Genomic DNA, 24,505 nt, shown 5'->3' on the forward strand with positions numbered 1-24,505 from the left:
TGTTTATATTGTAAAAATGTAAATTATCAATGAATTAAATTCAATTATAACGAAATAGTATTTTCAATTCCAAAGTTAAATGTCTAAATTTGGGATAAATTATTATAAACCATAAAAATCGTAATACCATGGCTTTTGAATTACCACAATTACCTTATGCATACGATGCATTAGAACCACATATTGATGCACGTACAATGGAAATCCATCATACAAAGCATCACAATGCTTATACTACAAATCTTAACGCGGCAATTGCTGGAACAGATTTAGAAGGAAAAACAATTGAGAATATCTTAATCAACTTAGATAAATCTAACGCAGCAGTTCGTAACAATGGTGGAGGTTTCTACAACCACAATTTATTCTGGACAGTAATGTCTCCAAACGGAGGAGGATTGCCAACAGGAGATTTATTAGCAGCAATCGAAGCTTCTTTCGGATCATTTGATGAATTTAAAGCAAAATTTGCTAAAGCTGGAGCAACACAGTTTGGTTCTGGATGGGCTTGGTTAACAGTTCAAAAAGGAGGGAAATTAGAAGTTGTAGGTACTCCAAATCAAGATAATCCATTAATGCCGGAAGTTGCTGGTAATGGTGGGACTCCAATCTTAGGAATGGATGTTTGGGAGCACGCTTACTACTTAAACTACCAAAACAGAAGACCAGATTACATCGAAGCTTTTTTCAGTGTAATTAACTGGACAGAAGTGGCTAGAAGATTTGCTTTAGACAAATAAGAAAATAGAGCATAGAATATAGAAAAAAGACGAGCCATAGGTTCGTCTTTTTTTATGTCCAAAATTTTAGTCTATAATCTATATTCTTTTCTCTAAAAAAAAGAAATAAAAAAGGCGGAATCTCTTCCGCCTTTTTTGCCCCAAATCTACCATAAACTTAACCTACTAATGTCATGGTTTAGTAAAGGTATAGTAGTGATTAGTGTGAAAAAAACATTTCGGATGAAAAGTAAGTATATCCGATAAATGGAATATACTTTATGATCGCGTCCTTTTAAAGGAAAAAAATTTAAGATGATAATTTATAGAGTATAGAATAAAGAAAATAGAATAAATATTTTTGGTTATAGAAAGGAAGGGAAGTTTTGCTTTTTTCTTTTAAAGAGACAATCTATATTCTCAGTTCTATTTTCTTTTCTCTAAAAAAAGAAAATAAAAAAGGCGGAAGAGATTCCGCCTTTTTTGCCCCAAATCTACCATAAACTTAACCTACTAATGTTATGGTTTAGTAAAGGTATAGTAGTAATTATTGTGAAAAAAACATTTCGGATGAAAAGTAAGTATATCCGATAAATGGAGTGTACTTTATGATCTTGTCCTGTTAAAGGAAAAATATTTAAGATGATAATCTGCAGAGTATAGAATAAAGAAAATAGAATAAAGATTTTTGGTTATAGAAAGAAGGGAAGTTTTGCTTTTTTTTTCTTTTAAAGAAACAATCTATATTCTCAGTTCTATATTCTTTTCTTCTAAAAAAGAAAATAAAAAAGGCGGAAGAGATTCCGCCTTTTTTGCCCCAAATCTACCATAAACTTAACCTACTAATGTTATGGTTTAGTAAATGTAAAGTAAGTATTTAATTGAAAAAAAGTTTTCAGATAAAAAGCAAGAATTTCCGATGAAGAGAATGTAATATGTTGTTGTAGAAATATTTGAGTTTATTCCAATAAAAAAGGTGGAATTGCTTCCACCCTTTTTGCCCCAAATCTACCATAAACTTAACCTACTAATGTTATGGTATCTCAAAAGTATTGTAGCTTTTCAATTTTACCAAACAAACAGGATGAACGGCAAAAAAAACCGATGAAATGCACAAATTAACCTTTTGTTAATACTTTTTTAATAAGCTCGAGCGTCTTTTCCTTCGTAAAAATTCATAAAAGCACGGTTTACAACTCGATTTCCACCTGGAGTAGGGTAGTCTCCAGTGAAGTACCAGTCACCTAAATTTTTAGGACAAGCTACGTGAAGATCTTCTACAGTTTGGAAAATAATTTTCACTTCAGCATTGATCTCAGGAGAGCTTAACATTTCGGCTATTTTATCTGAAATCTCCTCATTTGTAAATTGATCGTAAATTTCTGTTACATAATTTACAACATCAGTATCTGAGAAATTTTCTTGTGCTTTACATTTAGCATAAACTTCGTCTACAATATGGTAAAGGTTTCTTTCTTTCAATAAAGCAAGTGCTGCTCTAAAAGCAACTAAACCTTCTAATTTTGCCATGTCAATTCCGTAACAATCTGGGTAACGAATTTGTGGAGCAGATGAAACGATTACAATACGTTTTGGTTTTAAACGATCCATCATTTTAATGATACTCATTTTCAATGTAGTACCACGAACAATACTATCGTCGATAATTACTAAATTATCTTCAGGTTTAATTACGCCGTAGGTAACGTCGTAAACGTGAGCTACTAAATCATCACGACTGCTGTCTTCAGTTATAAAGGTTCTAAGTTTAGCATCTTTAATGGCTACTTTCTCTGTACGTATTTTTACAGCTAAAAGTTCCTGAAGAGTATCTGCAGTAAGCGTATTTCTATTTTCTAAAATATAATTGTTTTTTCTTTGGTTTAAGAAATCCTGAGCCGCTTCAACTAAACCATAAAAAGAAGTTTCGGCTGTATTTGGAATGTAAGAGAAAACAGTATTATCTGTATCGCTGTCAATTGCTTTAAGAACAGCTGGTAGAATTAATTTTCCTAAATCTTTACGTTCTTGATAGATTTCAGCATCACTTCCTCTTGAGAAATAAATTCTTTCAAACGAACATGCTTTTTTAACCGTTGGTTCTAAGATTTGCTGCATCGAAACTTTTCCGCTTTTCTTGATAATCAAAGCATTTCCTGGATCGATTTCTTGAACACTTTCAAAAGGTACATTAAATACAGTTTGAATAACTGGTCTTTCAGAAGCTACGACAACAACTTCATCATCTTGATAAAAATATGCTGGACGAATTCCTGCCGGATCTCTAAAAACAAAAGCATCACCATGACCTAATAAACCAGCCATAGCATAACCTCCATCTAAGTTTTTGGCTGAACGAGCTAATATTTTACCAATATCCAAGCGCTCAGCAATAACTGGAGAAGCTTCTCTTTTGGAATATCCTTCGGCTTTACAATCTTGGTATAATTGCATTACTTCTTTATCTAAGAAATGACCAATTTTTTCCATTACTGTAACAGTATCTGCCATTTCTTTTGGATGCTGTCCTAATTCAACAAGATTTTCGAAAAGTTCTTTAACATTGGTCATGTTAAAGTTTCCTGCCAAAATCAAGTTACGGTGCATCCAGTTGCTTTGACGTAAAAATGGGTGAACACTTTCGATGCTGTTCTTTCCAAAAGTGCCGTAACGAACGTGACCTAAAAACAATTCGCCTACATAAGGAATGTTTGCTTTTAGTTCTGTCATATTATCTCCCAATTCAGGATGTGCTTTTAGCTCTTCACTAACACGCTCATTGATTTGTTTGAAAACATCTTGAATAGGTTGTGAATGATTAGAACGAACTCTGCTAATGTAGCGTTGTCCAGGTTCAACATCCAGTTTAATGCTTGCAAAACCAGCTCCGTCTTGTCCGCGGTTATGCTGTTTTTCCATCATTAAATACATCTTCTGAATTCCGTAAAAAGCAGTTCCGTATTTTTCTTTATAATATTCAAGCGGTTTTAGTAGTCTAACTAAGGCTATACCACATTCGTGTTTTAAAGCGTCGCTCATTGTTTTTTGTTATTTGTGTGTTGTTGTAAGTTGTGTGTATTAACGTAATAAAAAAGCCCCGTTTTATCGAGGCTCTTAGGCATTATATTTCTATGTCAAACTGAGTTAACGACTTAAATTGCTGTAATCGAATCGCTACTTCGGCTTTGCTTAAATTTTCCATCCTTTCGGTTCCAAATTTCTCTACGCAGAACGAAGCTAAATTTGAACCGTAAATAATTGCATTCTTCATGTTTCCAAATGAGATATTTTCACTCTGTGCAATAAATCCTGAAAAACCACCTGCAAAAGTATCTCCCGCTCCAGTTGGATCGAAAACTTCTTCTAATGGTAAAGCTGGTGCAAAGAATACTTCTCTATTGTGGAATAAAAGTGCTCCATGTTCTCCTTTTTTAATCACCACATATTTTGGTCCCATATCTTGGATTTTAGAAGCCGCTTTTACTAATGAATATTCGCCAGAAAGCTGTCTTGCTTCTTCGTCATTGATTGTAATAACATCTACACGTTTGATAACGTCTAATAATTCTGGAAGAGCGCAGTCCATCCAAAAGTTCATTGTATCTAAAACAACTAATTTTGGTTTTTTCTCCATTTGATCTAGAACACTGCTTTGCACTAATGGATGTAAGTTTCCTAACATCACAACATCAGCATCTTTGTAGTTTTGAGGAACTTTTGGCTGAAAATCAGCTAAAACGTTTAACTCGGTTACAAGAGTGTCTCTAGAATTTAAATCGTTGTGGTATAAACCGCTCCAGAAAAAAGTCTTTCCTCCTTTTACAATTTCGATACCAGAGATATCAATATTTTTTGAAGTTAAAAGATCTAAATGTTCTTGAGGGAAATCGTCGCCAACTACAGAAACAATGGCCGATTGCAAGTTAAAAAATGATGCCGATAATCCGATGTAGGTTGCAGCACCACCTAATATTTTATCTGTTTTTCCGAAAGGAGTTTCAATCGCGTCGAAAGCAACTGTTCCAACAATCAATAGTTTATTCATTTTATGAATTTCGAATTAGGGTGCAAAGATACTTCATAAGTTACAATCTTGCAACGGTTTAGGTTCTCAAAATTTTCTTAAAAAAATGACAACGATTTCGAAGTAATACTATTGTAAATGAATGGGTTAAAATTGTTTTTTTGGAGAGATTAAAATATGTTTTTTGAATTTATGATGCAAGTTTTTTGAAAATAATTGCGAATAATTTACAATTGATACTTCTGTCTTAATTTGTGATTCTTTTATTTTTTATCCAATCGATTGCATCTTTCATAGGTTCTTCATCGTTTGAAAATGCTGTATTGTGACCCAAGTTTGGAAACAATTTGTATTCATAAGGTTTTCCTTTAGATTTTAACGCGTTAAGATATTCGATTGATAAATTCGCAGGAACTTGTATGTCTTTGCCTCCAAAAATCCAGATTCCCGGAATTGACAATTTAGAAAGAACCTCATTAGGATTTGTATCAATAAACTCGTATTTGTCAGGGTCATTAAATACATGCTTTCTTGCCTCTTCTTCTGAGTGTGTGTCCCAAAATTTTCTATCTCCATTTGTATAAAATTGAAATCTCAATTGTTCTTTAACGGTTATAAGCGCTCCACTAAATATTGTCATGAATTTGACTTTCTTATTTTTCTCTGCAGTCAGTGGAATTATCCATCCGGCCTGACTACCGCCTATTAAGCCTATTGCTATTTTATCATTGGATAAAGATTTAGATAAGGTATTTACAGCAGCACTTGCGTCTAAAGACAAAAGATTTAGATTTGCGAAATCAACATTGTTGGTTCCTACCTCAGGTCCGGCATATACACCAGCCGATTCTCCAACTCCACGTTTATCATACGTTAAAACTGCAATTCCATTATTGGCTAGGGTTGTAGCAAAGTCTATCATTCTTTTTTCTTGTCCAGATCCGTGAACAATCACAATGGCTGCTTCTATGTTCTTAGGCGTAAAAATGGTTCCAGCGAGAGAAACTCCTTCGCTAACAAATTTTATTTCCTTAGTAGTAAAGTTTGGTGAAATTGTAGATGCGTAACCAGTGATACAAAACAACAATATCAAGATAGAATATGTGGATGTTTTTTTTACTCTTAGAAAGTTTTTGAAAATTATCGGTTTATTTTTCATTTTTAAATTTATAATTGGTACTTCTTATCAAAATAATTTTTCAAAATTCCAATCTGAACTAAAATCATAAATGGAACAATCAAAATAGCATATAAGGTATTTTTAGAAAAATGAATTCCTGAAAAAGTGTTCGAAATTTTATCAGAATATAATTTTCCGACTTTCTCGATTTCAAAATCGTTTTGTGATACAGAAAAAAGAGAAATATAAATTACTAAAATCACTATAGCCAATCCAATCGAAATCCAAACGGGTTTAGAAATTAATGGTTTGTATGCTTTGAGTTTTTTCTCTTCTAGTACATGAACTTCAGCCATTATTTTAGAAGTAAAATCTATTGATGGCGACTGCAGTTTATCTTCAGCCATCATTTTCTCAATAAGTTGTTCTATATTTTTATCGCTCTCTTTCATAACATTCTATTATTTCTGGTTCTAACTGCTGTCTCAAAATTACGGCTAATTTCTGTCGGCTCCTAAACAATTTTACTTTGGCATTATTGGCCGATATGTTCATTATTTTTCCAATTTCTTCTAAATTCTGATCATCAAAATAAAATAGAGTCAAAAGGAAGTTTTCATCGCTTGGTAATAAATTTAAACATTTCTGAATAGTCTGCTTTCGTTCTTTTTCTTCTAAAGCGCTCAAAGCATTATCCATGGTTTTGATTAAATGTGATGAAAATTCATCTATTGAAATATTTAAATCTTCTTTCTTGCTTTTCTTTAATCTATCCAGACACGTATTATAAGCAATCTTATAAATCCAAGTCGAAAATTTCGATTCTCCTTTAAATTTATTTAATGAATTGTAAATCTTAATAAACGTATCCTGAGCAACTTCTTCAGCTTCTTCCCGATTTTTAACCATTTTTAGAGCCAAAGTAAAAATCATATCCTTATAACGATCCACAAGAACGGCAAAGGCATTGGTTTCGCCCTGCAGAATTTTATCGATATAATGCTGATCATTTATTGTGCTCATATTATATAGGACGACAATTTGTTGTTTTAGGTTACAGTTTTTGATAAAAAATTTCAATTTTTAAATCACAAATTCCAATTCAATGACCATTAGGAGTTAAATTTTAAATTATACATATTATATGGTAATATACGTTTTGTCAAAGTTTCAAACTTTGACAAAGTTTTTTAGAGTTAAAATTTACTGATTATCAGTTAGTTTTGGGGTTTTGAATTTGTTTTTTTGAATTTTTTTCTAAAAAATTGTAACCTCATTTTTAAAACCCTCGTCATATGAGGTATATCAATCAATTAAAAACATACAATATCATGGACGACAAAATTTTAATTCCAATTAGCTTTTTCTTAATGATCTTCGGGATCGTTTATTTGGTTTATTCCACAAGAAATAGAGAGCGTCTGGCTCTTATCGAAAAAGGTGTTGATGCAAGTATCTTTTTGCAAGGAAAAGGAAGTGGGGTTCCAGCTTGGAAAATCTTTGTAGTAAACCTAGCATTCTTATTAATAGGAAGCGGTGTTGGAATTTTTCTCGCGCTATTAATCACAACTTATACGTCTTTAAATGACGGAGCAGTTTATCCTTCAATTATCTTCATAATGGCAGGAATTGGACTTTTGACTGGATTTAAAACAGCAAAAGATTTAGATAAAGAATAACAAAGATTTTTTATTTAGTAATTTAATAACGTATCGAGAACTTAATTTCCGATACGTTATTTTTTTATTCTTTAGAACCGATGGTTTCGTAATAAACATCGATAGAAAGTTTTGGTTGCATAGATGCCATAACAGCCAATTGATCGCATCGTTCGTTTTGTGGATGATTGTTATGGCCTTTTATCCATTTGAAATCTACTTGATGTTTTCGGTAGGCAACTAAAAAACGTTTCCATAAGTCTGGATTTTTTTTGTCTTTGTATCCTTTTTTTTCCCAGCCAAAAACCCATTTCTTTTCAACGGAATCAACCACATATTTAGAATCCGAAACCACAAGCACTTTCATGTTTGGATTTTTCAATTTTTCTAAACCCACAATTACAGCAAGAAGCTCCATTCTGTTATTAGTTGTTAGGCGAAAGCCTTCGTAAAATTCTTTTTTATGAGGAGTGCCAACCAATTCCATTACCACGCCGTAACCGCCATTTCCAGGATTTCCTTTTGCCGCGCCATCTGTATATATATGTACTTCGTGATTCATTTAATTTTAGATTTCAGTCCCGATAGCTATCGGGATGATTTTTGTAATTGTAATTGATTTTTGAATTTGATTTTATTCTCCTAATAATCTATGAATGATTTCTGGAAAATGCTTTTGTTCCAATTCATGAATCTTTTCTGAAACGGTTTCAGGAGTGTCTTGGTCAGTTAGTGCAACGTTTGCTTGAAAAATAATACCGCCTTCATCGTAATGTTCATTTACATAATGAATAGAGATTCCGGTTTCTTTCTCTTTATTGTTTACAATAGCTCTATGAATGTGCATTCCGTACATTCCTTTACCTCCATATTTGGGTAAAAGTGCTGGATGTATGTTGATTATTTTATTCGGATAGTGTTCAATTATGTTTTCAGGAAACTTTAGTAAGAAACCGGCAAGAACGATCAAATCTGGGTCGATTTTTTGTATTTTTTGTAGTACATTTCGCTCCAATAGTTCGTTTTTTTCGAAGATTTCAACTGGAATTTGATGATTTTTTGCTCTGTCAATAACTTTTGCTGAAGCATTATTTGTAAAAACCGAAACGACCTTTGCAGTTTCAGTATTTGAAAAATATTTTATAATGTTTTCTGCGTTAGTTCCTGATCCTGAGGCAAAAACGATAATTTTTTTCATGATTGAATTTATTTTAAGACTGCAAAAAACGGAATAAAAAACGAAAATAAATAGCTTTCAAACGGCTTTCTTGAAATTAATTTTATAAATTAGTGTCACATTTATAAACTAAATAGTTGTTTTAAAATAAAGTTTTTTATTTTTGCCAACAAATTAAATTCTAAAATTAAAGATTATGTCAGACATTGCATCAAGAGTAAAAGCGATTATCGTAGACAAATTAGGTGTTGACGAAAACGAAGTTGTAACAGAAGCAAGCTTCACTAATGATTTAGGAGCTGACTCATTAGACACTGTTGAGCTTATTATGGAATTCGAAAAAGAATTTGATATTCAAATTCCAGACGATCAAGCAGAAAACATTGCTACTGTTGGTCAAGCTATTTCTTATATCGAGGAAGCAAAAAAATAATAATACCACACCCGATTTCTAAAAATCCCAATTTTTTGAAATTCCACATTCCAATTGGAATTTGATTTTTGAAATTTGAAATTTTTAAGAATCGGGTGTTATTATTTTTTTAAATTTTAAAATTAAGATTGATTCTCAATCAAAAAAGATATATTTTATTGTAATTCCCATGGCTCTTAAGTAACAATAAGTTAAGAAAGCGTGGGTTTTATTTGTTTAAAGTACAAAACACATATTTATGGCATTAAGGCGAGTTGTTGTAACAGGATTAGGTGCACTTACTCCTATCGGGAATAATATCCAAGAATATTGGAACGCACTTGTGAATGGGGTTAGCGGAGCGGCTCCTATAACATATTATGATACAGAAAAGCATAAAACGAAATTTGCCTGCGAAGTGAAAAACTTCAATATTGAAGATTACATGGATCGCAAGGAATCTCGTCGATTAGATAAATTTGCACAATACGCTATTGCTGCCAGTGATGAAGCTATTAAAGATGCTGGAATTACAAATGATAACGTAAACAAACAAAGAGTTGGTGTTATCTGGGGAGCAGGAATTGGAGGCTTAGAGACTTTCCAAGATGAAGTATTGTATTATGCTAAAGGAGATGGGACTCCAAAGTTTAATCCTTTCTTTATCCCTAAAATGATTGCCGATATTGCACCTGCACATATTTCTATGCGTAATGGATATATGGGACCAAATTATACTACGGTTTCTGCTTGTGCATCTTCTGCAAATGCATTGATCGATGCTTTCAATTACATTCGTTTAGGAATGTGCGATGTTATTGTTTCTGGAGGTTCTGAAGCAGCAGTTACAATTGCTGGTATGGGAGGTTTCAGCTCAATGCACGCTTTGTCTACAAGAAACGAAAGCCCAGAAACAGCTTCAAGACCTTTTGATGCAACTAGAGATGGTTTCGTTTTAGGAGAAGGTGCAGGAGCTTTGGTTCTTGAAGATTATGAACATGCTAAAGCCAGAGGTGCAAAAATCTATTGCGAAATTGGTGGTGGCGGAATGTCATCAGATGCTTATCACTTGACAGCACCACATCCAGAAGGAATTGGAGTTATTGCCGTAATGGAAAATACTTTAAGAGATGCTGGAATGACGCCTGATCAAGTAGATCACATTAATACTCATGGAACTTCTACTCCACTAGGAGATGTTGCTGAGTTAAAAGCGATCAGTAAAGTTTTTGGAGATCATGCTAAAAATATCAACATCAATTCAACAAAATCAATGACAGGACATTTACTTGGTGCTGCCGGAGCTATCGAAGCTATTGCTTCTATCTTGGCGATGCAGAACGGAATTGTTCCTCCAACGATTAACCATACAGTTGTTGACGAAAACATTGATCCATCTTTAAACCTTACTTTAAACAAGCCTCAAAAAAGAGAGGTAAATGTTGCTATGAGTAATACATTTGGTTTTGGCGGACATAATGCTTGCGTATTGTTTAAAAAATTAGTTGACTAATTTCTGTATATGAATATTATCAAAAAAATATTTTCTAAATCCCGTTCTCTAGAAGACGGGATTTTTTTTGACACTATTCAGAAAATTCTTGGTTTTCCGCCATCAAATGTTGATTTTTATAGGAGAGCTTTCACGCATCGCTCTTCCAATAAACTTGATTCTAATGGGCATCCTATTAATTATGAGCGATTAGAATTTTTAGGAGATGCTATGTTAAGTGCTGTTATTGCTGCACATCTATTTAACAAAGCACCAAATGGCGATGAAGGTTATTTAACCAAAATGCGTTCAAAAATTGTGAGTCGTGAACATTTGAACGAATTAGGTAAAGATTTAAATCTAGTGCAGTTTGTAGAGAGTAAAGTGCCGATTCAGCATTTTGGAGAAAATATTCATGGGAATATTTTTGAGTCTCTAATAGGTGCAATTTATTTGGATAAAGGCTATTCTTTTTGTGAACGATTTATTCAAAAAAGAGTAGTTACTCCTTATGTCGATATTGCTCGACTAGAAGGAAAAGTGATAAGTTATAAAAGTCTTGTTATCGAATGGTGTCAGAAGGAAAAAAGAGTTTTTAATTATGACATTTTTGAAGATAATGGCATAGACGGACAGCGTTTATTTGGTGTAAAATTGAGTATTGATGATAAAGTTGTTGCAAGAGCGCGAGCAACTTCAAAAAAGAAAGCAGAAGAAAAAGCATCACAGAGAGCTTATTTTGCATTTCAAGAAAAAATTGACAAGAAATAGCTGCAAAAATGTTGTAAGTATCACAATGCTATAACGTTTTCGTTTATAATTTAACAAAACAACCATGTCATAACTGTTGAAGCTCCGTTTAGAAATAGTATATTTACAACTTGATTTTTCAAGACATGGCTATTCATAAATTGGATTTAGACGAATTTGACGAAATTGATTATTATTTAATGGCAATTCATACTTCATTAGAAGATTATAGATTAGCCTATTTTATCAATAAAATCCTTCCGATAAACTTAAGTAAGAGCAAAAACGAGATCCATGCTCAAACTAAGGAAGGAGAAGCAAATTTTTCGAGATTCTATTATTATGATGAAGAAAAAGCTGTTTCCTGGAATTTAATTCAGAATAAAAACGAAATCATTTCTGTGAGTACAAATGATTTTCAGAATTTGTTTTCTAATGAAACAAGTGAGGTTTCGACAACAATTCATTTACTTCCTGAATTTAAAAAAGTCGATTTTTTCCTGAAAATAGACAATAGCGAAGAGGCGCTTAATTTTTCAGAAATTCAACAAAAATTAAAAACAATCGAAAGTATTGCAGCAATTTATGCTGTCGATACGGACAATATAAAATCAAAAAACAATCTAATTTTTTAAAAAAAATGCTAACAAACAAGAAAACCAAAATTGTTGCTACACTTGGCCCCGCTTGTAGTACAAGAGAGATCATTAAAGACATGATCGAAGCAGGTGTTAATGTGTTTAGAATCAATTTTTCGCATGCAGATTACGAAGGAGTAAAAGAAAAAATTAATATTATTAGAAGCCTTAACGAAGAGTTTGGTTACACAACTGCAATCCTTGGAGATTTGCAAGGACCAAAACTTAGAGTTGGTGTAATGGAAGAAGGTACTGTGGTAAACGATGGTGATGAAATCACTTTTACAACTGCCGAAGATATTGTCGGAAATGCAAAAAAAGCATTTATGAAATACCAAAATTTTCCAAATGATGTAAATGTTGGAGAGCGTATTTTGCTTGACGATGGTAAACTTATTTTTGAAATTGTTTCAACTGACAAAAAAACAGAAGTTGTTGCTAAAGTTATTCAAGGTGGAGAATTAAAATCTAAAAAAGGCGTTAATCTTCCAAACACAAAAATTTCTTTACCAGCTTTAACTGAAAAAGATATTGCAGATGCGATTTTCGCAATCGAACAAAAAGTAGACTGGATCGCACTTTCATTCGTGAAAACGCCACGCGATTTACAAGATTTACAAGAATTAATCGCTAAACATTCTGAAGTAAAAATTCCAATCGTTGCTAAAATTGAAATGCCAGAAGCTCTTGAGAACATGGATAAAATTGTAGCTTACTGCGATGGTTTAATGGTTGCTCGTGGAGATCTTGGTGTTGAGCTTCCTGCTCACGAAGTTCCATTGGTTCAAAAAGACTTAATCAGAAGAGCAAAAACGGCAAGAATTCCTGTTATCGTTGCGACTCAAATGATGGAAACAATGATTACAAGTTTAACTCCAACAAGAGCAGAAGTAAATGACGTTGCTAACTCAGTAATGGACGGTGCAGATGCTGTAATGTTGTCTGGAGAAACTGCTACAGGAAACTACCCAGTTCAAGTAATCCAAAGAATGGCTCAAATTTGTGAGGCTGTTGAGAATTCACCGTTAATCCAGGTTCCTCAAAATACACCACAAATTAAAACGAACCGTTTTGTTACTAAAACTGTTTGCCACCAAGCGGCTTTATTGGCTAACGAAATCGAAGCTAAAGCAATTTGTACTTTAACAAACAGCGGTTATACAGCTTTCCAAGTTTCAGCTTGGAGGCCTTCAACAGCTCACATTTTAGTGTTTACTTCAAACAGAAGAATCTTAACACAATTGAATTTATTATGGGGAGTTAAATCTTTCTACTATGATAATGACGAAAGTACTGATGATACTGTAACAGACGTAAATCAAATTGCAGTTGAAAAAGGATATGCTCAAAAAGGAGATTATTTAATCAACCTTGCTGCAATGCCAATCAAAGAAAAAGGAATGGTTAATACGATGAGAGTATCTCAAATCGACTAATAATTTCTCTACAATATTTTTAAAAGCCGCTTAGTTCATAAGCGGTTTTTTTTGTTTTTACTTCTTTTTTATTGATACTCTCAAGGTCAGATGATGGCAAATTTCGTTTCATTTGATCAATTTTATAGAAACTTTTATTCCTATTTCTCTTCTATCCCATGTAAAAAAGACTTCCTCTAATTAACTTAAAAAATATAAATGGTTAATTAAGTGATGTTTTATAATGTTTCATTTTATAAAATGAAACATTTTGGTGCAAATTCTTCATTTTTCTTGTTTCATTTTATAAAATGAAACAAGCTGACGCCAAATAATTACAATTGTTCGCTCATTTATTAGTTAATTTTGAGAAGCTTAAAAAAAAGTTAAAAAACTATGTTTCAGATTTTTAAGTAAAAACAAATTTGAAACACCTTCAAAATACAGCCTACTCTTTATTAAAAGCCTTTTTAAAATTACATTTTCCCATTTCTTTTTTTGGATTTACAACCTCATATACATAACAAGAATCATTAACGAATTTTTATTATCATGAAACAAATCAAACGAAAATGCGGATTTACATTTGCCATAAAGGTATTTACACTACTATTTTTTGCAGGAGTTTCTGTAACTGCACAGAGCAAAAAGCCAAATATTTTGGTGCTTTGGGGAGATGATATCGGAACAACTAATATAAGTGCTTACAGCGATGGACTTATGGGTTATACAACCCCAAACATTGATCGTTTAGCCAATGAAGGACTACGTTTCTTACATTACTACGGAGAACAGAGCTGTACAGCAGGACGTGCGGCTTTTTTAACAGGACAGCATGGACTTAGAACAGGATTAACAAAAGTAGGTTTCCCAGGAGCACCAATGGGGATGAGCCAGTTAGACCCTTCTATAGGAGGTATAATGAAAAGCTTAGGCTATACAACAGGACAGTTTGGTAAAAATCACGTAGGCGACCGTAACGAAAGTTTACCAACTGTAAACGGTTTTGATGAATTCTTTGGCAACTTATATCATTTAAATGCAGAAGAAGAACCAGAATTACCAGATTATCCGAAAGATCCTGAATATTTGAAAAAATTTGGACCAAGAGGAGTTTTAAAATGTGTAGCAACAAATGTTGATGATGCAACTACAGATCCTCGTTTTGGTAGAGTTGGAAAACAAAAAATTGAAGATACAGGAGCTCTTACTAAAAAAAGAATGGAAACAGTAGATGATGAAACTTCTGCAGCAGCAATTGATTTTATTAAAAGACAGCATGCAGCAGGAAAACCATTTTTCTGCTGGTTCAATGCTACTCGTATGCACTTACGTACACACGTTAGAGCAGAACACAGAGGAAGATATACTCATGGAGACAGCGAATACATCGATGGTATGATCGAACATGACGAAACTATTGGAAGTATTCTAAAGGCATTAGATGATTTGGGGATTGCAGACAATACTATTGTAGTGTATTCTACAGATAATGGTCCTCACATGAACACATGGCCTGACGGTGCAATGACACCATTTCGTTCTGAGAAAAATACCAACTGGGAAGGAGCTTTCCGTGTACCATGTATCGTTCGTTGGCCAGGGCATATTAAACCAGGAGTAACGACTGAATTGATGAGCCATAATGATTGGATTCCAACTTTTGCTTCTATTGCAGGAGAGCCAGATATTATTAATAAACTTTTAAAAGGTTACAATGCGAACGGAAAAACATATAAAGTTCATTTAGATGGTTTTGATCAAAGTAAATTTTTAGAAGGTAAAACACAAAAAAGCGCTAGAGATAAATTCTTTTATACAGATGATGATGGACTTTTAGTTGGTTTAAGAGAAGGAGATTATAAATATGTTTTCGCAGAACAGCGTTTAGGAGGAACAATGGGAGTTTGGGCAGAACCATTTACAAAACTGCGTTTACAGAAAATATTCAATTTATACCAGGATCCATTTGAAAGAGCTGATATTACTTCAAACACTTTCTGGGATTGGCAGATGAATCATGTACAGCTAATGTATGGTGCCATTCAAGATGTAGTCGTATTTGCGGAAACATTTAAGGATTATCCTCCAAGATCAATTCCTCCAAGTTTCTCTGCTTATACTATAATGGAAGAAGCGATGAAAGATATCAAAGCTCAAAAATATATTGAGAAAAATGTACTTCCTAAATTAAAAGAGGACGAAGAGACAGCTTCAAAAAAGAAAAAATAAAAACATAAAAAATAGAGCTTGAATCTTCTATACTTCAAGCTCTATTAACTTCAAAAAATCAATATCATGTATAAGAAAATATATGTGTTGCCTCTGTTTTTGTTTTTATTGATTTCTTGTAAAAACAAATCAGAAGACACTACTACTCTTAGTCCAAAAGATAGTACGGCAGTAGTCACAAATAATGGAGATCCTCTGCCGAGCTGGAATGATGGTGCTTTAAAAAAAGATATTATTGCTTATGTCGAAAAGGTAACCAAAGAGGGAAGCCCAGATTTTATTCCAGTACAAAATAGAATTGCCACTTTTGATAACGATGGAACGCTTTGGGCAGAAAAACCATTGGTTCAGGAATTATTTGCTTTTTACCGCGTTAAAAAAATGGTGGAAGCCAATCCTGCTTTGGCACAAAAACAGCCTTTTAAAGCGGTATTAGAAAAAGATAAAAGCTACTTTGAAAAAGGCGGAGACAAGGCGCTTATCGAATTGGTGGCAGCAACTCATACCGGAATGTCAGAAGATGAATTTGAAGCTTCGGTTTTAGATTTTTTTAAAGATGCAAAAGTTCCTGGAAAAAATGTCGCTGTAAAACAGATCCGTTATCAGCCTCAGTTAGAACTTTTGAATTATCTGCGTGCCAACGGATTTAAAACATTTATCGTAACAGGAGGAACAATCGAAGTGGTTCGAGGAATTTCTGAAGAGTTTTATGGTATCCCAAAAGAACAAGTTGTGGGGACTTCTTTTAAATATAAATACGATCCAGATAAAAATGTGGTCAAGAGAGAGCCTGCTTTGGATCTTTTTAATGACAAAGAAGGAAAACCTGTTAGTATTCAACTTCATATTGGACAGCGTCCTGTTTTTGCTTGCGGTAATGAAGGAGGAGGTGGAGACCTTGCTATGCTGAAATATTCGCAGGGAAATAAATATCCATCATTTCAAATGATTGTAAATCATAATGATTCAATCAGAGAATATAATTATGAGGAAATAGATAATCTTTCATTAAATACAGCGGCTAAAAATAAATACCATGTTATTAGTATAAAAGACGACTGGAAAAAGGTTTTTGCAGATTAAGATTTACCGTTTCCAAGTTGATGATTATAGATTTGAGTTGCTTTTTTAATTGATTAAATAAAATGGTATGAAAAATTCTTTTCTAGTATTAATGCTGATGTTATCAGTTCATTTTACAATTTCAGCACAAGAAGAAGCGAAGTCTGGAAATAGTGCGCAAGAACTTGCTGATAAAATGGCAAATCCCGTGGCAAGTCTAATTAGTGTTCCACTTCAAAATAATCTTACTTATGGAATTGGTCCATATAATGGAATAAAATATCAGATTAATATACAGCCCGTTGTTCCTTTTAAATTAAGCGAAAATCTAAATTTAATTACCCGTTATATACTTCCAGTGGTAGACCAGCAAGATGTTACGGGAGAAAATACACATGAATTTGGTTTAAGCGATGCAACAGTAACTGCTTTTTTTGCACCAAAAAGCAAGAAACTGATTTATGGAATTGGCCCCGCTTTTTTAATCCCAACCGCTACGGAAAAATTTTTAGGAACAGAAAAATTTGGAATTGGGCCAAGTGTTTTGGTCATGCATCAAGGAAAAGGACTTTCAATAGGTTTTTTGGCTAATCAAATTTGGTCTGTAGCAGGAGCTTCTGATCGTGCAGATTTTAATCAGTTTTACACTCAGATATTTCTAACTCATAGTTATAAAAGCGGAGCAAGCTTAGGTATTACTTCAGAAATTACGCAAAACTGGCAGGGAAATACCACACTTATTACCATTAGTCCAAATGTTGGTGCTATTACAAAATTAGGAGGTCAGACCATGCAATTTGCGGTTATGCCTTTAATTCCGGTAGTTGGACACCAATCTATTAAACCAGACTGGGGACTTCGAGCAGTGGTAGCATTTATATTTCCGCAGTAAGTTTCATAAGAGTTTTTAGAAAATATCACTTTAATTTTTTAATAGTATCAATGAAAACCAAATTTTAAGAATTGGCACGTTTTTATGGTTTGAGAAAAAAACGAAGAAATAAAAGATTAGGAAGTTGAAATTAAATCATTAATAATATTCTAGTATGAAAAATAAATGCCAAATAATTCTAGCCGTAATTTCTTTATTATTATGCTTTGGCTGTAAAGAGTCAACTATAAAAAATCCAGATACAGCAGTAGTTTCACAACCTGGTTCCGAAATAAAAATGGATGGAGAACTGCCTTCAAAAGAATCTGTTTCGTTACTATTTGATGAAATGGATACCCAGCAGGCAACACAATGTTATTTATGGGGGCTTCCAATTGTGGCTTTCGCCGAATGGCAGTATCAACATTATAAAACATTTAATGCATCGAGCAATGATCTTGTTTTGTATAATACTTATGATGACCGATTGGGTATTTTGACGGCTAATGCTACAACTCCTTATATAATGACATTTATTGATCTCGCCGCCAATGGACCGACTGTAATTGAAATGCCTGCGGGTCGTACTGCAGGAGGTTTGGCAGATTTTTGGCAGAGAGAGCAGGCAACAATTGGAGAAATGGGGCCCGATAAGGGAAAAGGCGGAAAATATATTTTGGTGCCGCCAACCTTAAAGGACTTTAAAGCCGATGGATATTTTATAGTTCCCTGCAACACTGTCAATATGTTTTTTGGTTTTAGAGCTTTGGATCCTGATCCTAAAACAACAGAAACATTATTGAAACAGGTAAAAATTTATCCGTACGCACAAAGAGCAAATCCAACTCCGACAAAAGTGGTTAGCCCGCCAGTAGGTAAAAAATGGCTGGGAATTCAGCCATCTGGAATTGCATACTGGGAACGCCTTCATGCAATTCTGCAAAATGAACCTGTTGAAGAACGCGATCGTTTTTTTATGGCTTGGCTTAAAAATTTGGGTATAGAAAAAGGGAAACCTTTTGCACCAGACGAACGACAGAAAAAGATTTTAATATTGGGTGCCGAGAAAGGACAGCAAATGGCAATGGCGAATTCTTTTGAAAAACGTTTTGCAGCTGTAAAACATTGGCCGGACAAAAAATGGGATTATGTTATGATTCTCTCAGATCCATCACAACGTACAGCTAATTATGATGAATTTTTCGAGAGATCATCTTATTTCTATGAAGCCGTAACTTATTCAAAAGCTATGATGACCAAAATACCAAATGTAGGCCAAGCATACTTGGGAGCTTATTTTGATAATAATGGAAATTGGTTAGACGGTTCTAAAAACTATACTTTAAATATTCCGGCAAATCCGCCAGCGGTTAATTTCTGGTCAATTACGATTTATGATTCAGCAACGAGATGTTTAATTGATAATCCGCAGAAAAATGCTGATTTATCTTCTCGTAAGGATTTGATCAAAAATGCAGATGGTTCGGTCGATTTGTATTTTGGGCCAAAAGCTCCAGAAGGAAAAGAGAAAAACTGGGTACAGACTTTGCCTGGAAAGCATTGGTTTACTTACATGCGTTTTTATGGACCAACAAAGGCGTATTTTGACAAAAGCTGGAAAATGGATGACATTAAAGAAGTGAAATAGAAAAGATCATTTAAAATCCTTTACGATGAAAAAGTTATTTTTTTTAGCATTAGTTTTTATAGCTATATTCTCTTGTAAGAAGAAAGAAAATGTTGAACCGCAGGCAGCTTCAAACACACAAATTACAACATCTCCAGATTCTGCAAAAGCAATTACAAAGGAAGCTTGGATATATGCCTTTTCTATGGCAATGAACTATAGAAGTATGCGTCTTTACGCATTAGACAAAACATATCCTGATTATGCTGGCGGTTTCAATAAATTTAAACACTACGATAAAATTTTTACTCCTGCAGATACAGCAGTAATCACGCCTAATAATGATACACCATATTCCTGGGCAATTTTAAACCTTACCGATGAACCTGTGGTTTTAGAAGTACCGGCTATAAAAGACCGATATTATTCGTTTCAGTTTATTGATTTGTACACATTCAATTTTGCTTATGTAGGAAGTCGTGCAACTGGAGACAATGCAGGTAAATATTTAATCGCTGGCCCAGATTGGAAAGGAGAAAAACCTAGCGGAATTAATGAAGTTATTCAGTCAGAAACTAATCTGGTGACGTTATTGGGAAGAACAGAATTAAAAATGGCAGCAGGAGACATTGAAAATGTAAAAAAAATACAATCGCAGTATAAACTCACTCTTTTACATGAGTTTACAAAACAAACTGCACCTCTAAATAATGAATATACTTTGCCTTATCCTGAATTTAATAAAACCGATTTAGGTTCTGCAAAGTTTATTGGATTAACCAACAATCTTTTGCAGTATGTTTCATTAAATCCAGTCGAAAAGGATTTGAGAGCAAAATTTGCAAAAATAGGAATCGTCGCAGGAAAAGAATTTGACCCTAAAAATTATACTCCTGAAGTTTTAAAAGCAATTACTGAAGGAGCGCAAGAAGCAGGAAAAGAATTAGAAGAAGGAACAAATAAACTAACCAACGCAACAGATTTATTTGGAACAAGAGAAGAACTTAACGGTGATTATACCAAGCGGGCTTTAGGTGCAGCAGCAGGTTTATTTGGTAATACAAAAGAAGAAGCGATTTATATAGGAACCAGAGTAGACAATGTAAATAACATCTTGTCAGGAAAAAATAAATATATCATTCGTTTTCCAAAAGGACAAACACCGCCAGATAAATATTTCTGGAGTATAACGCTGTATGAATTGCCATCACGCTATTTAGTTAGCAATCCAATAAATAGATATTCAATAGGTGATAGAACAAAAGGTTTAAAATATGAATCTAATGGAGATCTGATTATTTATATTCAAAATGAAGTTCCAAAAGGAAAAGAATCGAATTGGCTACCAGCTCCCAAAGATGCTTTTTATTATTTGATTAGAATTTACGGTCCTGACAAATCAATTTTGGACGGAACATGGAAAGCGCCACAGCCGGAACTTGTGAAGTAAAATCATTTTTATGACCGAAAAAACAGCAAATAGTGCCGAGAACCTTTTTGATCCTATTGCATCAAAAGCAGAACGTTACGACAAAGGCGCAGCGATCAGAAAAACAGTGCCTCGTTCTTCTCATCAGGAATGGACTGTACCAGAAGACCGAGAAGATCCTATTGCTGTTTTGATTAAAACAAGTATCGGGCGAATTGAAGATTTATTGCCTATTCGATATAGAAGAATGATCGAATCGCCTTTTGCATTTTACAGAGGCGCGGCAGCAATCATGGCAGCCGATTTAGTAAATACACCCAATACAGGAATGCAGTTGCAACTCTGCGGAGATTGTCATTTAATGAATTTTGGAGGGTTTGCAACTCCAGAACGTAAACTGGTTTTTGATATTAATGATTTTGATGAAACCTTTCACGGTCCTTGGGAATGGGATGTGAAAAGACTTGCCACAAGTTTTGCCATTGCCGGAAAATGGAGAAAATTTTCTAGTAAAGAATGTAAAGAATTTGCTTGGCAAGCGGCAGATAGTTACAAAAGACATATGCTGGAATACAGTAAATTATCGGCGCTTCAAATTTGGTATGCTGATTTGGATTTGGCTGAACTTATTGAATTGGGAAAAGATGAGGAATTGAAAGAGTTTCAGCAGAAGCGGATTAAAAAAGCAGCCGAATCTACAGCTCACGAAAAGGAGTTTGCAAAAATGACGTATCTCGATGGAGTTCGAGCTAGAATAAAAGACGATCCCCCGCTGATTTATCATCCTTCTGGGACTGATGAAAATTATACGTTAAGAGAAGCCAAAGTCATTCATAAGCGATATATAGAATCGCTTCCAGAAGATAAACAGGTTTTGTTGAGCCGTTACACTATGCATGATTTTGCGATAAAAGTGGTTGGTGTTGGAAGCGTTGGAACACTTTGCGGTATAAGTTTATTAATGTCGGCAACGGGAGAACCTATCTTTTTACAATTTAAAGAAGCCAGAAAAAGTGTTTTAGAAGCTAATGTAGAGAATAAACCAAAATATAAACATCAAGGTGAACGGATTGTAATGGGACAAAAATTAATGCAGTCGGCATCGGATATGTTTTTAGGATGGACAAATGATGACAGAGGAAGGTTCTTTTATATTCGTCAGCTTCGAGATGCTAAAATAAAACCTGTTATCGAAATCATGAAAGTAGATAATATGGCCGATTACGCCAAAGCCTGCGGATGGGCACTTGCACGAGCACATGCACGATCTGGCGATCCGTCAATGCTTTCAGGTTATATTGGAAATAATAATGAATTTGCTAATGCAGTCTCAAAGTTTTCCATGTTATATGCACATCAAAACGAACTCGATTACAATAAATTGGTCGAAGCCGTAAAAGAAGGAAGATTGCCTATTTCAGCAGAAATATAATTTTCAGTAATTAAAAAAGATAAGTATGAATCGAAAAATGATGTTCTTAATCAGTTTTCTGATTACGACAATTACAACACAAAGTCAGACACAGCGTATTGATTCGGCCGCTGTTTATATTTTGAACAGAACGACAGAATCTTTACAATACATAAAATCATGCAGTTTTAAATCGGTTATGACGTATGATATTTTTAACGAAAGTCTGGGCTTGGTTAAGCATTCTATAAATGAAAAAGTTTCAATAAAATTTCCAGATAAAATGAAAATTACATCCACTGGAGATAAAGGAAACAGAAGTTTATGGTACAACGGAAAAACGCTCCATTATTATTCTTTTGATAATAATACTTATGCCGTTACAGATGCACCAAAATCGGTTATTCAAACCATCGATGAAACCAGTAAAAAATTCGGAATCGAATTTCCTGCCGCCGATTTTTTTTATGAAACCTTTTTGGAAGATTTAAAATCAGAACAAGGCACTCTAATGTATTTAGGAAAAACAATTCTTGACGATAAGGAATGTTTTCATCTTGCAGGAAAAGACAAAAACAAAAGTTTTCAATTTTGGATTGGGAATGATGATAATTTCCTGCCCATCAAAATGGTAATTGTTTATACAAATGATTCCAATAAACCGCAATACGAAGCAGTTTACAAAGACTGGATTGTTAATCCTGATTTCTCCGATTTTATGTTTGAATTTTCGATACCGCCAAAAGCTTCAAAAGTAAAATTACAGCCTAGAGAAGAAAAAAAATAATCTTTTAAATTCTTTATCATGAAATTAGATTTACTTAAAAATATAAAAGCGTGGATTTTAGTAATAGTGTTTGTATTGATGCTAGTACCAGAATCTGTAACGGCGCAGCGTTTTGGTCATTTTACACCACATGCCGTAATGCCTCGCCCGATGCCGATACATCCAAACCCGAGACCAATTCCGCCGGGACCTACACCACGCCCAATTCCTCCAAGACCAATACCACCGGGACCGCGTCCAATTCCTCCTCATCCATATCCGAGACCGTTGCCGCCACCGCCACCGTTTCATCCTTATCCAGTGCCGTTTCCGTACATCTATCATCCATTTGTGCCTTATTATTGGGGGCCAACATGGTATCCAGTAGGATTCTTTTTAACCACATTAACAACGGCTGCAATTGTTGTTTCTGTAGAAAATAACAGCTACAATTATGATGACGGAGTTTATTATACAAAAGAATCAAACGGATACAAAGTAGTTCCTGCGCCATTAGGAGCAACAATTCCTGAACTGCCAAAAGGATATATTACGATCACTGTTGATGGAATCGATTACTATTATTATGGAGGAACCTATTATATAAAAGATACTTCTAAATATAAAGTAGTTGCCCCACCGGTTGGAGCAGTAGTACAGCATCTGCCAGAAGGAGCTGAAGAAAAAACGATAGATGGACAAAAATACATGATCTATAATAACGTCTATTATCAGCCAATTTCAAAAGACGGACAAGACAGTTATGTAGTCGTACAAGGTAAATAATATATAGATTTTTAAAGTCAATATGAAGAGAAAGTAAAGCTAAGTAAGATTTTATTTGTTTAATTGTGTTAATTGAATAAAATCATTTATCTTTGATAGTGAGCTAAATAATTGTTTTACAAATACTTGCAAAGGTTTTACAATTGTTAAGACATTCTACGCCTCTCCATTCATGATTTTTAGATTTTAATAAGATTCGAGTTAAACAGATTTAATTATTAATTTAAATACCACAACATGAATATCAAAAGAACAAATCTTCGTATTATCCCAATGTTGTTTTTGGGTTTAGTTTACAGTTGCTCCCCAACTGTAAAAGTCACTACAGATTATGACCATGCGGCCAATTTTGGAGAATACAGAACCTTTGCGGTTTATGACTTAAAAGCGCAGGAAGGTCAGGTTAATCAATTAAATGTGGATCGTGTGACAAAAGCGATCCGAAATGAAATGCTTGCAAAAGGATTTACAGAATCAGACAATCCAGATTTAAAAGTAAATGCAGTATCTATTTTAAAGAATAAAACTTCAATGAGTGCCAATACCGATTTCTATGGATATGGCGGTATGTATCGTCCTTATGGATATTGGGGAGGCGGTGCCATGATGGGCGGTGCCAACACAACATTCAATACTTATGATTATGTAGACGGTTCGCTGGTAATTGATATTGTATCTACCAAAACACAGAAACTGATCTGGCAGGGAATCGGAAATGCCGAAATCGACAGTAAACCAGACAATCCAGAAGAATTTATCAATAGCTCTATCAAAAAAATACTGGCGGGTTTTCCTCCTGGTACAGAGAAAAAATAAGTCTTACATATTATAAAAAAACAAATGTGCTTGGTCTAATCAGCCGATAAGCACATTTGTTCTCCAAATTTAAGTCCCCCTCTCGAAATTCTTTTTAAGA

At 34.0% G+C, this 24,505-nt stretch carries 23 protein-coding genes; 16 read left to right on the forward strand and 7 right to left on the reverse strand.

The annotated features are described in order from the left end of the window. Positions 1-128: 128 nt before the first annotated feature. The gene (locus GSY47_RS19330; RefSeq protein WP_179000806.1) at positions 129-740 is read left to right on the forward strand and encodes a superoxide dismutase; all 612 of its coding nucleotides are present in this window, start codon (positions 129-131) and stop codon (positions 738-740) included. 1,119 nt (positions 741-1,859) lie between these two features. Here GSY47_RS19330 and GSY47_RS19335 read toward each other — a convergent pair. The 5 genes from GSY47_RS19335 to GSY47_RS19355 form a co-directional block, all read right to left on the reverse strand. Further along, the gene (locus GSY47_RS19335) at positions 1,860-3,758 is read right to left on the reverse strand and encodes an amidophosphoribosyltransferase (RefSeq protein ID WP_179000804.1); all 1,899 of its coding nucleotides are present in this window, start codon (positions 3,756-3,758) and stop codon (positions 1,860-1,862) included. Positions 3,759-3,840: 82 nt separating this feature from the next. Further along, positions 3,841-4,764, reverse strand: coding sequence for a PfkB family carbohydrate kinase (locus tag GSY47_RS19340; RefSeq protein ID WP_132987703.1), 924 nt, complete (start codon positions 4,762-4,764; stop codon positions 3,841-3,843). Positions 4,765-4,990: 226 nt separating this feature from the next. Beyond that, positions 4,991-5,902, reverse strand: coding sequence for an alpha/beta hydrolase family protein (locus GSY47_RS19345; protein WP_179000802.1), 912 nt, complete (start codon positions 5,900-5,902; stop codon positions 4,991-4,993). A gap of 8 nt (positions 5,903-5,910) precedes the next feature. Further along, a complete protein-coding gene (locus GSY47_RS19350) occupies positions 5,911-6,315 on the reverse strand; it encodes a hypothetical protein (protein WP_179000800.1) in 405 nt (134 codons plus the stop codon). Next, positions 6,299-6,886 (reverse strand): RNA polymerase sigma factor, encoded by a 588-nt coding sequence (locus GSY47_RS19355; protein WP_179000798.1) that lies wholly within the window; start codon positions 6,884-6,886, stop codon positions 6,299-6,301. Before GSY47_RS19355 ends, GSY47_RS19350 begins: the two co-directional genes overlap by 17 nt. Positions 6,887-7,194: 308 nt before the next feature. Between GSY47_RS19355 and GSY47_RS19360 the strand changes: the two genes are divergently transcribed. After that, positions 7,195-7,542, forward strand: a complete 348-nt coding sequence (locus tag GSY47_RS19360) for a DUF6249 domain-containing protein (RefSeq protein ID WP_091490403.1) — start codon at positions 7,195-7,197, stop codon at positions 7,540-7,542. Between the two features lie 64 nt (positions 7,543-7,606). Here GSY47_RS19360 and rnhA read toward each other — a convergent pair whose 3' ends face one another. Continuing rightward, positions 7,607-8,083 carry a ribonuclease HI gene (gene rnhA / locus GSY47_RS19365; protein ID WP_179000795.1) on the reverse strand — a complete coding sequence of 159 codons (477 nt, stop codon included), beginning with the start codon at positions 8,081-8,083 and terminating at the stop codon, positions 7,607-7,609. 72 nt (positions 8,084-8,155) lie between these two features. After that, a complete protein-coding gene (purN, locus tag GSY47_RS19370; RefSeq protein ID WP_179000793.1) occupies positions 8,156-8,719 on the reverse strand; it encodes a phosphoribosylglycinamide formyltransferase in 564 nt (187 codons plus the stop codon). Positions 8,720-8,894: 175 nt separating this feature from the next. On the opposite strand from purN, the gene GSY47_RS19375 reads away from it, so the two are divergent. The 14 genes from GSY47_RS19375 (at position 8,895) to GSY47_RS19440 (ending at position 24,405) form a co-directional block, all read left to right on the forward strand. Further along, entirely contained in the window at positions 8,895-9,131 is a 237-nt protein-coding gene (locus GSY47_RS19375; RefSeq protein ID WP_007137004.1) for an acyl carrier protein, read from the forward strand. A gap of 238 nt (positions 9,132-9,369) precedes the next feature. Next, complete coding sequence (fabF, locus tag GSY47_RS19380; RefSeq protein WP_179000791.1) at positions 9,370-10,623, forward strand: beta-ketoacyl-ACP synthase II; 1,254 nt, start codon at positions 9,370-9,372, stop codon at positions 10,621-10,623. 9 nt (positions 10,624-10,632) lie between these two features. Further along, the gene (rnc, locus tag GSY47_RS19385; protein ID WP_219071513.1) at positions 10,633-11,373 is read left to right on the forward strand and encodes a ribonuclease III; all 741 of its coding nucleotides are present in this window, start codon (positions 10,633-10,635) and stop codon (positions 11,371-11,373) included. A 125-nt stretch (positions 11,374-11,498) separates the two neighbouring features. Further along, positions 11,499-11,987 carry an IPExxxVDY family protein gene (locus GSY47_RS19390; protein ID WP_109191320.1) on the forward strand — a complete coding sequence of 163 codons (489 nt, stop codon included), beginning with the start codon at positions 11,499-11,501 and terminating at the stop codon, positions 11,985-11,987. 5 nt (positions 11,988-11,992) lie between these two features. Next, a complete protein-coding gene (gene pyk / locus GSY47_RS19395) occupies positions 11,993-13,426 on the forward strand; it encodes a pyruvate kinase (protein WP_179000789.1) in 1,434 nt (477 codons plus the stop codon). Between the two features lie 531 nt (positions 13,427-13,957). Beyond that, the gene (locus GSY47_RS19400; RefSeq protein WP_179000787.1) at positions 13,958-15,637 is read left to right on the forward strand and encodes an arylsulfatase; all 1,680 of its coding nucleotides are present in this window, start codon (positions 13,958-13,960) and stop codon (positions 15,635-15,637) included. Positions 15,638-15,703: 66 nt separating this feature from the next. After that, on the forward strand, positions 15,704-16,720 hold the full coding sequence (locus GSY47_RS19405) for an HAD family hydrolase (RefSeq protein WP_179000785.1): 1,017 nt from the start codon (positions 15,704-15,706) through the stop codon (positions 16,718-16,720). A 67-nt stretch (positions 16,721-16,787) separates the two neighbouring features. After that, entirely contained in the window at positions 16,788-17,591 is an 804-nt protein-coding gene (locus GSY47_RS19410; protein ID WP_179000783.1) for a hypothetical protein, read from the forward strand. A 154-nt stretch (positions 17,592-17,745) separates the two neighbouring features. Beyond that, on the forward strand, positions 17,746-19,218 hold the full coding sequence (locus GSY47_RS19415; RefSeq protein ID WP_179000781.1) for a DUF1254 domain-containing protein: 1,473 nt from the start codon (positions 17,746-17,748) through the stop codon (positions 19,216-19,218). 25 nt (positions 19,219-19,243) lie between these two features. Continuing rightward, complete coding sequence (locus GSY47_RS19420; protein WP_179000779.1) at positions 19,244-20,647, forward strand: DUF1254 domain-containing protein; 1,404 nt, start codon at positions 19,244-19,246, stop codon at positions 20,645-20,647. A gap of 10 nt (positions 20,648-20,657) precedes the next feature. Further along, positions 20,658-22,058 carry a DUF2252 domain-containing protein gene (locus GSY47_RS19425; RefSeq protein ID WP_179000777.1) on the forward strand — a complete coding sequence of 467 codons (1,401 nt, stop codon included), beginning with the start codon at positions 20,658-20,660 and terminating at the stop codon, positions 22,056-22,058. A 25-nt stretch (positions 22,059-22,083) separates the two neighbouring features. Next, a complete protein-coding gene (locus GSY47_RS19430) occupies positions 22,084-22,824 on the forward strand; it encodes a DUF2092 domain-containing protein (RefSeq protein WP_179000775.1) in 741 nt (246 codons plus the stop codon). A gap of 18 nt (positions 22,825-22,842) precedes the next feature. Further along, positions 22,843-23,589 (forward strand): DUF6515 family protein, encoded by a 747-nt coding sequence (locus GSY47_RS19435; RefSeq protein ID WP_179000773.1) that lies wholly within the window; start codon positions 22,843-22,845, stop codon positions 23,587-23,589. A gap of 237 nt (positions 23,590-23,826) precedes the next feature. After that, on the forward strand, positions 23,827-24,405 hold the full coding sequence (locus tag GSY47_RS19440; protein WP_179000772.1) for a DUF4136 domain-containing protein: 579 nt from the start codon (positions 23,827-23,829) through the stop codon (positions 24,403-24,405). Positions 24,406-24,505 lie beyond the last annotated feature (100 nt).

Origin of the sequence: Flavobacterium quisquiliarum (assembly GCF_019308285.1) — a bacterium.
Taxonomy (GTDB): domain Bacteria; phylum Bacteroidota; class Bacteroidia; order Flavobacteriales; family Flavobacteriaceae; genus Flavobacterium; species Flavobacterium quisquiliarum.

Bases quoted from the DNA above. Each gene is read 5' to 3' on its own strand.
- GSY47_RS19330 (WP_179000806.1), top strand. From the start codon at position 129: ATGGCTTTTGAATTACCACAATTACCTTATGCATACGATGCATTAGAA.
- GSY47_RS19335 (WP_179000804.1), bottom strand. From the start codon at position 3,758: ATGAGCGACGCTTTAAAACACGAATGTGGTATAGCCTTAGTTAGACTA.
- GSY47_RS19340 (WP_132987703.1), bottom strand. From the start codon at position 4,764: ATGAATAAACTATTGATTGTTGGAACAGTTGCTTTCGACGCGATTGAA.
- GSY47_RS19345 (WP_179000802.1), bottom strand. From the start codon at position 5,902: ATGAAAAATAAACCGATAATTTTCAAAAACTTTCTAAGAGTAAAAAAA.
- GSY47_RS19350 (WP_179000800.1), bottom strand. From the start codon at position 6,315: ATGAAAGAGAGCGATAAAAATATAGAACAACTTATTGAGAAAATGATG.
- GSY47_RS19355 (WP_179000798.1), bottom strand. From the start codon at position 6,886: ATGAGCACAATAAATGATCAGCATTATATCGATAAAATTCTGCAGGGC.
- GSY47_RS19360 (WP_091490403.1), top strand. From the start codon at position 7,195: ATGGACGACAAAATTTTAATTCCAATTAGCTTTTTCTTAATGATCTTC.
- rnhA (WP_179000795.1), bottom strand. From the start codon at position 8,083: ATGAATCACGAAGTACATATATATACAGATGGCGCGGCAAAAGGAAAT.
- purN (WP_179000793.1), bottom strand. From the start codon at position 8,719: ATGAAAAAAATTATCGTTTTTGCCTCAGGATCAGGAACTAACGCAGAA.
- GSY47_RS19375 (WP_007137004.1), top strand. From the start codon at position 8,895: ATGTCAGACATTGCATCAAGAGTAAAAGCGATTATCGTAGACAAATTA.
- fabF (WP_179000791.1), top strand. From the start codon at position 9,370: ATGGCATTAAGGCGAGTTGTTGTAACAGGATTAGGTGCACTTACTCCT.
- rnc (WP_219071513.1), top strand. From the start codon at position 10,633: ATGAATATTATCAAAAAAATATTTTCTAAATCCCGTTCTCTAGAAGAC.
- GSY47_RS19390 (WP_109191320.1), top strand. From the start codon at position 11,499: ATGGCTATTCATAAATTGGATTTAGACGAATTTGACGAAATTGATTAT.
- pyk (WP_179000789.1), top strand. From the start codon at position 11,993: ATGCTAACAAACAAGAAAACCAAAATTGTTGCTACACTTGGCCCCGCT.
- GSY47_RS19400 (WP_179000787.1), top strand. From the start codon at position 13,958: ATGAAACAAATCAAACGAAAATGCGGATTTACATTTGCCATAAAGGTA.
- GSY47_RS19405 (WP_179000785.1), top strand. From the start codon at position 15,704: ATGTATAAGAAAATATATGTGTTGCCTCTGTTTTTGTTTTTATTGATT.
- GSY47_RS19410 (WP_179000783.1), top strand. From the start codon at position 16,788: ATGAAAAATTCTTTTCTAGTATTAATGCTGATGTTATCAGTTCATTTT.
- GSY47_RS19415 (WP_179000781.1), top strand. From the start codon at position 17,746: ATGAAAAATAAATGCCAAATAATTCTAGCCGTAATTTCTTTATTATTA.
- GSY47_RS19420 (WP_179000779.1), top strand. From the start codon at position 19,244: ATGAAAAAGTTATTTTTTTTAGCATTAGTTTTTATAGCTATATTCTCT.
- GSY47_RS19425 (WP_179000777.1), top strand. From the start codon at position 20,658: ATGACCGAAAAAACAGCAAATAGTGCCGAGAACCTTTTTGATCCTATT.
- GSY47_RS19430 (WP_179000775.1), top strand. From the start codon at position 22,084: ATGAATCGAAAAATGATGTTCTTAATCAGTTTTCTGATTACGACAATT.
- GSY47_RS19435 (WP_179000773.1), top strand. From the start codon at position 22,843: ATGAAATTAGATTTACTTAAAAATATAAAAGCGTGGATTTTAGTAATA.
- GSY47_RS19440 (WP_179000772.1), top strand. From the start codon at position 23,827: ATGAATATCAAAAGAACAAATCTTCGTATTATCCCAATGTTGTTTTTG.